The 6,639-nt window shown below is 59.9% G+C and carries 5 protein-coding genes; 4 read left to right on the forward strand and 1 reads right to left on the reverse strand.

Going from position 1 to position 6,639, the window contains the following annotated elements; translation table 11 throughout:
- Positions 1-204 precede the first annotated feature (204 nt).
- From ppsA to Q0106_RS02285, 3 genes are all read left to right on the forward strand, one after another.
- The gene (gene ppsA, locus Q0106_RS02275; protein WP_297608321.1) at positions 205-2,580 is read left to right on the forward strand and encodes a phosphoenolpyruvate synthase; all 2,376 of its coding nucleotides are present in this window, start codon (positions 205-207) and stop codon (positions 2,578-2,580) included.
- A 259-nt stretch (positions 2,581-2,839) separates the two neighbouring features.
- Positions 2,840-3,280: a hypothetical protein gene (locus Q0106_RS02280; RefSeq protein WP_297608324.1), complete on the forward strand. Its 441-nt coding sequence runs from the start codon at positions 2,840-2,842 to the stop codon at positions 3,278-3,280.
- A gap of 71 nt (positions 3,281-3,351) precedes the next feature.
- On the forward strand, positions 3,352-4,317 hold the full coding sequence (locus Q0106_RS02285; RefSeq protein WP_297608327.1) for an SPFH domain-containing protein: 966 nt from the start codon (positions 3,352-3,354) through the stop codon (positions 4,315-4,317).
- Positions 4,318-4,873: 556 nt separating this feature from the next.
- Here the strand turns inward: Q0106_RS02285 and hydG are convergent.
- Positions 4,874-6,295, reverse strand: coding sequence for a [FeFe] hydrogenase H-cluster radical SAM maturase HydG (gene hydG, locus Q0106_RS02290; RefSeq protein ID WP_152159181.1), 1,422 nt, complete (start codon positions 6,293-6,295; stop codon positions 4,874-4,876).
- 116 nt (positions 6,296-6,411) lie between these two features.
- On the opposite strand from hydG, the gene Q0106_RS02295 reads away from it, so the two are divergent.
- Positions 6,412-6,639: hypothetical protein (locus Q0106_RS02295; protein ID WP_297608331.1), on the forward strand; the 228-nt coding region annotated here is incomplete at its 3' end.

A 6,639-nucleotide genomic window follows, 5' to 3' on the forward strand; every position in this document is an offset into this window, starting at 1 on the left:
CTGAAAATCAAAAGATTCCAGCTGAAATTAGAAATTAATGTGCGTCAGCCCTGAGGCGTCAGAAAATCTGCCTTTACGCGCCTCTCTGTACGTCTATAGGGAATTCCGGGTATGGAAAAGCACTTAAAGCGGTTAGAATGCGCGTGTTTTTCCAAACTCGACCCCGCCCTGAAGCCCATGGGCGGGACCATCCAGAGGATAAAAATGGTACAGGGTCGCTACGTTTTCCCCTTCAGCCAGCTTCGCATGACGGACGTTGATCGCGTCGGCGGCAAGAACGCCTCGCTCGGCGAGCTGCTCAGCCAGCTTACGAGCGCCGGCATCCGTGTTCCCGACGGCTTCGCCACGACAGCTGAGGCCTTCCGCCTCTTCCTGCGCGAAGGCGGACTTGAGGACCGCATTCATGAACGCCTCAAGACGCTCAATGTTGATGATGTGAAGGCGCTTGCCGCTGCCGGTGCGGAAATCCGCGGCTGGATCGAAAAGGCGCCTTTCCCGGCTGAGCTCGAAAAGGAAATCCGCGAGTTCTACGAATGGCTTCGCGACGGCCGCGACATTTCCGTCGCCGTGCGTTCGTCGGCCACCGCCGAGGACCTGCCGGATGCTTCCTTTGCCGGCCAGCAGGAAACCGTGCTCAACGTGAACGGCATCGACGCCGTTCTCAGCCACATGAAGGAAGTCTTTGCTTCCCTCTACAACGACCGTGCCATTTCGTACCGCGTCCACAAGGGCTTCACGCACGCTGAGGTCGCGCTTTCCGCGGGCGTTCAGCGCATGTGCCGCTCCGACAAGGGCGCTGCCGGCGTGATGTTCACGCTCGATACGGAATCGGGCTTCGACAAGGTGGTCTTCATCACCGCTTCCTACGGCCTCGGCGAGACGGTCGTGCAGGGTGCGGTGAACCCGGACGAGTTCTACGTCTTCAAGCCCACGCTCGACGAAGGCAAGTTCCCGATCATCCGCAAGTCGCTCGGCTCGAAGCTCATTCGAATGGAATTCGAAACCGACGCCTCGACGGGCCGCACGGTCCGTACGGTCGATGTTTCGCCGGAAGACCGCCGCAAGTTCGCGATCACCGACGACGACGTGATCGAACTCGCGAAGTTCGCCCGCATCATCGAGAAGCACTACGGCCGCCCGATGGACATCGAATGGGGCAAGGACGGCACCGACGGCAAGATCTACATCCTTCAGGCCCGTCCTGAAACGGTGAAGTCGCAGCAGAAGAGCGTTGAGGTCCAGGTCAAGTATTCGCTCGGCTCCAAGGGCCGCCTCCTCGCGCAGGGCCGCGCCATCGGCCAGAAGATCGGCCAGGGCGAAGTCCGCGTCGTTCAGAGCGCTGCTGAAATGGACCGCGTGCAGCCGGGCGACGTGCTTGTCACCGACATGACCGACCCCAACTGGGAGCCGGTGATGAAGCGTGCGAGCGCCATCGTCACGAACCGCGGCGGCCGCACCTGCCACGCCGCCATCATTGCGCGCGAACTCGGCATTCCGGCTGTTGTCGGCTGCGGCGACGCGACCGAACGCATCATGGAAGGCGACAAGGTCACGGTCTCCTGCGCTGAAGGCGACACGGGCAACATCTACGAGGGGCTTCTTCAGATCAATACCGAGGAAGTCACCCGCGGCGCGCTCCCCGAGATCCCCGTCAAGATCATGATGAATGTCGGCAACCCGCAGCTCGCCTTCGACTTCCAGTCGATCCCGAACAAGGGCGTGGGTCTTGCCCGTCTTGAGTTCATCATCAACAACAACATCGGCATCCATCCGAAGGTCGTGCTCGAGTACCCGAACGTTCCGGGCGAACTCCGCGACGCCGTTGAACGCCTCTCCGCGGGCTATCCCTCCGCCAAGGCCTTCTACGAAAGGAAGATCGCCGAAGGCGTGGCGACCATTGCCGCTGCCTTCTATCCGAAGAAGGTCATCGTTCGTCTCTCCGACTTCAAGAGCAACGAGTACAGAAAGCTCATCGGCGGCGTCAACTACGAGCCCGTGGAAGAAAATCCGATGCTCGGCTTCCGCGGCGCCTCGCGCTACATCGCCAACCAGTTCGCCGAATGCTTCGCGATGGAATGCCGTGCGATGAAGTTCGTTCGCGACGAAATGGGCCTCACGAACGTCGAACTCATGATTCCTTTCGTGCGTACGGTTGATGAAGCCCGCCGCGTGACGGAAATCATGGAAAGCCACGGCCTCAAGCGCGGCGTGAACGGCCTTCGCCTCAACATGATGTGCGAAATCCCGAGCAATGCGCTTCTTGCCGACCAGTTCCTCGAATATTTCGACGGCTTCTCGATCGGTTCGAACGACATGACGCAGCTCGCGCTCGGCCTCGACCGCGACTCCGGTCTCGTTGCCGCCACGTTCGATGAACGCAACGACGCCGTGAAGGCGCTCCTCTCGATGGCGATCCGCGCCTGCCGCGCCAAGGGCAAGTACGTCGGCATCTGCGGTCAGGGTCCTTCCGACCACGCCGACCTCGCCAAGTGGCTGATGGATGAGGGCATTGAGTCGATTTCGCTCAACCCCGATACGGTCGTCGAAACCTGGCGCCGTCTCGCTTCCGGCCGCTGCTGATGAAGCTTCCCGGGGCTTCTCCCTTTGAGAAGAAGTCCCGGTGCTGCGGCACTCTGAAAAACCTCTTCGGGCGCTTTGTCCGGGGAGGTTTTTTTCGCTCCGCGTGAGCGCGGACCCTCTTAAATTTGCTTGCAACTTAACCCGGCGCTTCGGCATCGTCCTAGCGGGAGGAGCGCGGAAGCGCGTGATAGACTGAATCAAATGAAAGGTTTCCGGGAGATCTTTTTCTTCTTCCCGAAGCGGAATCAAGGAGTCCTCATTGATTACGATTTCTCCAACGATTGCCTGGTTCATCGCGGCAGCGCTGGTGCTCGCTCTTGAGCTCTTTCTCACGACGGCGTATCTGCTCGCCGTGAGCTTTGGACTTGCCGCAGGCGCGATGGCCGCGTGGGCAGGTTTCGGCTTTTCCGGACAGATTCTCTCCTGCGCCGCAGCCGTAGCGCTCGGCTGCGTGGCTGTTCTCATATACAAAAAGAAATTCTCCGGCAGAAAGGATGATTCCATGCGGCTGCAGAACCTCGATGAGGGCCGGCTCGTTCGTGTCGACGCCGTCGGCTCCGACGGGCTCGCAGTTGTTACCTATCGGGGCGCCACCTGGATTGCCCGCCCCGGATCGGCTTCCAATCTGACGCCCGGCGTCTGGACGATCGAGAGCGTCGACGGCACGCAGCTCGTTCTCGGAGAGCGGCGCGGCAGCTGACGGATGTCCGGCGGTTCTCCCGCACAAAAACTATTTTTCTTCCAAGCTTCCTTACTTCTACGTACGCCACCATGCTGATCGACTTCCCTGTGAGCGGCTTCTTCATCTTTACGCTGGTCCTCGTCATTCTTGCCATTCTCTTTGCCAGCCAGGGCATCAAGGTTGTGCCTCAGCAGACTGCCTGGGTGGTCGAGCGTCTCGGCAAATTCCACGCCGTGCTCTCGCCCGGCCTCAACTTCATCATCCCGTTCGTCGATCGGGTCGCGTACCGCCACTCCCTCAAGGAAATTCCGCTCGATACGCCGAGTCAGGTCTGCATTACGCGCGACAACACTCAGCTCACGGTCGACGGCGTGCTCTTCTTTCAGGTGACGGATCCCCAGCGCGCGAGCTACGGCACCTCCAACTACATCATCGCCATCACGCAGCTCGCGCAGACGACGCTGCGCAGCGTGATCGGCAAGATGGAGCTCGACAAGACCTTTGAGGAGCGAGACCTCATCAACAAGTCCGTTGTCTCCTCAATCGATGAGGCGGCCCTCAACTGGGGCGTCAAGGTGCTTCGTTATGAAATCAAGGATCTGACGCCGCCCGCGGTGATTCTTCAGGCCATGCAGCAGCAGATCACGGCTGAGCGCGAAAAGCGCGCCGTGGTGGCGGCTTCCGAAGGCCGCAAGCTCGAGCAGATCAATCTGGCAACGGGCGCAAGAGAAGCGGCCATTGCGCAGTCCGAGGGCGAAAAGCAGGCCGAGATCAACAAGGCCGAAGGCCAGGCTGCCGCCACGATTGCGCTCGCCAACGCCACGGCCGAGGCGCTCGAGCGCATTGCCGCCGCGACCCAGAAGGAGGGCGGACTCACGGCAGTCAACCTTCAGGTGGCTGAAAAGTACGTTGCAGCCTTCAGCGAACTGGCCCGCACGAACAACACGCTCATCGTGCCGGGGAACATGTCCGACATGAGCACGCTGATCGCGTCCGCCATGAAGATCGTGGACACATCCCGCGGCGCCGCTCAGGCCATCACGAAGGCAAAGTAGCCGGGAGGCGCTCTGCAGGATAAAAAACGCCGCCGGTTCCGGGCTTCCGAAACCGGCGGTGTCTTTTAATGCGTGGACCTGATTCCTGACTTATTCAGGGCATTCGGGCATCAGGCCGGGGTGCCTGGAAAGAAAATCCGAAGAGAAAGCAGCGTTCGCCCGGGAGGCCTGGCCGAGAGCTTCCGGGCGCCGTTGAGTGTCTCACGAAGGTCAGGCAGACGGGAGAGGGGCTTTATGGAAAGCTTCCATCAGTTCCCGGGTTTTCGAAAGCGGCGGTGTCTTTTAATGCGCAGAGTCGATTCCGTGTCGATCCCGTGCATTCAGCAGCCGGTCCGGAGAGACCGGGAAGGGAATCAAAAGCGCAGGCCGCGCTCTCCGTAAGGATCACAGCGCAGAGCTTCACAAATGTCTGGCGGCCGGGAGGCACTCTGCAGGAGAAAAAACGCCGCCGGCTCTGGATTTCAGAAACCGGCGGTGTCTTTTAATGCGTGAATCTGATTTCTGACTCGACCCGGGCATTCGACAGCCGGCCCGGGAAAAGTTCAGATAGCAGGCATCAGAAGCGGAAGTCGCGTTCGCCTTCGGCAATGCGCTCGAGGCGCTTCACGCTCGCGTTGCGGAACTTTTCGTTCTTCACCTTCGGGAGCTCGAGGCGGATGACGGCTTCGCCCTCGGTGCGGGTCTTTTCCGTCGCGTAGTCGCAGAGATACTCCTTCATCGTGAGGATGGCATTTGCCTGACAGTAGTCTGCGATGGCGCCGTTCTTTGCAAATTCCATGAAGCGGTCGCCCGTGCGGCCGGCGCGGTAGCAGGCCGTGCAGAAGCTCGGGAGGTAGTGGTTCTCGAGAAGCCAGCGCACCACTTCGTCGAGCGAACGGCGGTCGTTGGTTTCGAACTGCGCGGAATTCTCAATGTCGCGGATGTCGCGGATCGTGTAGCCGCCGACCGAGGTGCGCGAGCCCCCGGAAATCTGGGAGATGCCGAGCTTGAGCGCAGCTTCGCGGGTGCGGGCGCTTTCGCGCGTCGACATGATCATGCCGGTGTAGGGAACGGCGAGACGAATGAGCGCGACGATCTTGAGGAAGATGTCGTCGGGAACGGCATTCGAGAACGAGTGCGGATCGATGTCGTCGGCCGGGCAGATGCGCGGCACGGAAATCGTGTGCGGGCCGACGCCCCAGACGGCTTCGAGATGCTCGGCATGCATGAGAAGACCGACGAAGTCGTACTTGTAGAGCGTGAGGCCGAAAAGAACGCCGAGGCCCACGTCGTCGATGCCGCCCTCCATGGCGCGGTCATGCGCTTCGGTGTGCCAGGCGTAGTCGGCCTTCGGTCCCTTCGGGTGAAGCTTCTTGTACTCGTCCGGATGGTACGTTTCCTGGAAAAGCTGGTACGTGCCGATTTCGGCCTCGTGGAGCTTGCGGTAGTTTTCAACGGTCGTCGCCGCAATATTGACGTTGAGGCGGCGGATCTTGCCGTTCTTGTGCTGGATCGAATAGATCGTCTTGATGGATTCGAGAATGTATTCGATCGGGTTGTACTTCGGGTGCTCGCCCGCTTCGAGAAGCAGGCGCTTGTGGCCGAGGTCCTGCAGCGCAATCACCTCATTTCTGATTTCTTCCTGCGTGAGCTTCTTGCGGACAATGTTCTTGTTCTTCGCGTGATACGGGCAGTAGGTGCAGGTGTTGACGCAGTAGTTGGAAAGATAGAGGGGCGCGAAGAGCACGATGCGCGCGCCGTAAATTTTTTCCTTCACATCGCGGGCGATGCGGAAGATTTCGTCGTTCAGATCCTGCTGGTCGCAGAAAAGGAGGGCGGCCGCCTCGCGATGGGTGAGGCCCTTTGCGGTCTTCGCCTTTTCAAGGAGGGATTCAAGAAGCGGACGGTCGGACTTATGCTCCTCCGCCCACCTGAGGGTGTCTTCAATTTCTTCCCGGCAGATGAATTCATCCGCGCGGCGTGATTTGGGATCGTACATAAAAATTTTTTGGGCTGAAATGACAGGAAGCCAGAAGCTCGAAAATGATGCTTCGGGGATCACCGCCATATGCGGGCGTCTTAGAGCGAGCGCCCTCGGCTTTGTCGAATGCGCTCATGATAAAGATTTCGCCCGCTTTCCGCGTCCGGGTTTTTGATGACACCCGGGTGCACGATCCTTTCTTTTCACCCGGGCTGAGTGTGCTGCGCCTATTCGCAGTCAAGCTCCTTCATGCGGGAAAAGACGGCTCCGGCGGAATAAACCGCAAAAAGGAAGCCCCCGCCTGTAATCTAAATTGTTCTGTCGGCGTACGTATGAATGCACCTGAGCGCGCTACCCCTACC

The sequence above is a fragment of the uncultured Sutterella sp. genome, assembly GCF_937923675.1.
In the GTDB taxonomy this organism is placed as follows: Bacteria; Pseudomonadota; Gammaproteobacteria; order Burkholderiales; family Burkholderiaceae_F; genus Sutterella.